This is a genomic window from Streptomyces vulcanius (assembly GCF_042653945.1).
Lineage (GTDB): Bacteria > Actinomycetota > Actinomycetes > Streptomycetales > Streptomycetaceae > Streptomyces > Streptomyces mangrovi.
Window position 1 is genome coordinate 1 of record NZ_JBHSFK010000121.1, and the last position, 1,051, is coordinate 1,051.

General features: G+C 70.2%; 1 protein-coding gene. It reads left to right on the forward strand.

The features are described 5' to 3' along the window. Positions 1-1,051: transketolase family protein (locus tag ACFPIH_RS56270; RefSeq protein WP_465270404.1), on the forward strand; the 1,051-nt coding region annotated here is incomplete at both ends.

Sequence of the window (1,051 nt, forward strand, 5' to 3'; positions counted from 1 at the left end):
GCGCGCGGTTGACACCGCCCGGGTCCTTGCCGCCGACGCCGTACAGAAGGTCGGCAACGGCCATCCGGGTACGGCGATGAGCCTGGCTCCCGCCGCCTACACCCTCTTCCAGAAGGTGATGCGGCACGACCCGGCAGACGCGAACTGGGTCGGCCGCGACCGCTTCGTGCTGTCTGCGGGCCATTCGTCCCTGACCCTCTACACCCAGCTGTACCTGGCCGGTTTCGGTCTTGAGCTGGACGACCTGAAGAGCTTCCGTACATGGGGTTCGAAGACCCCGGGTCACCCCGAGTACGGCCACACGACGGGCGTGGAGACGACGACCGGCCCGCTGGGCCAGGGTGTCGCCAACGCCGTCGGCATGGCGATGGCCGCCCGCTACGAGCGTGGTCTGTTCGACCCGCAGGCCCCGCAGGGCGAGTCCCCCTTCGACCACTTCATCTACTGCATCGCCGGTGACGGCTGCCTCCAGGAGGGCATCTCCGCCGAGGCGTCCTCGCTCGCCGGCCACCAGCGGCTGGGCAACCTGGTCCTGCTGTGGGACGACAACCACATCTCGATCGAGGGCGACACGGAGACGGCCGTCTCCGAGGACACGGCCAAGCGGTACGAGGCCTACGGCTGGCACGTGCAGCGGATCGCCCCGAAGCCGGACGGCGACCTCGACCCGCACGCGATCTACAACGCCGTCGAGGCCGCGAAGAAGGTGACGGACCGGCCGTCGTTCATCGCGATGCGCTCGATCATCGCCTGGCCCGCCCCGAACGCCCAGAACACCGAGGCCGCCCACGGCTCCGCGCTCGGCGACGACGAGGTGGCCGCGACCAAGCGCGTCCTCGGCTTCGACCCGGAGCAGTCCTTCGAGGTGGCCGACGAGGTCATCGCCCACACCCGCAAGGCCCTCGACCGGGGTGCCGAGGCGAAGGCGCAGTGGGAGAAGACGTTCCAGCTGTGGCGGGACGACAACACCGAGCGCGCCGCCGAGTTCGACCGGATCGCCGCGGGTGAGCTGCCGGCGGGCTGGGAGGAGAAGCTCCCGGTCTTCGAGCCC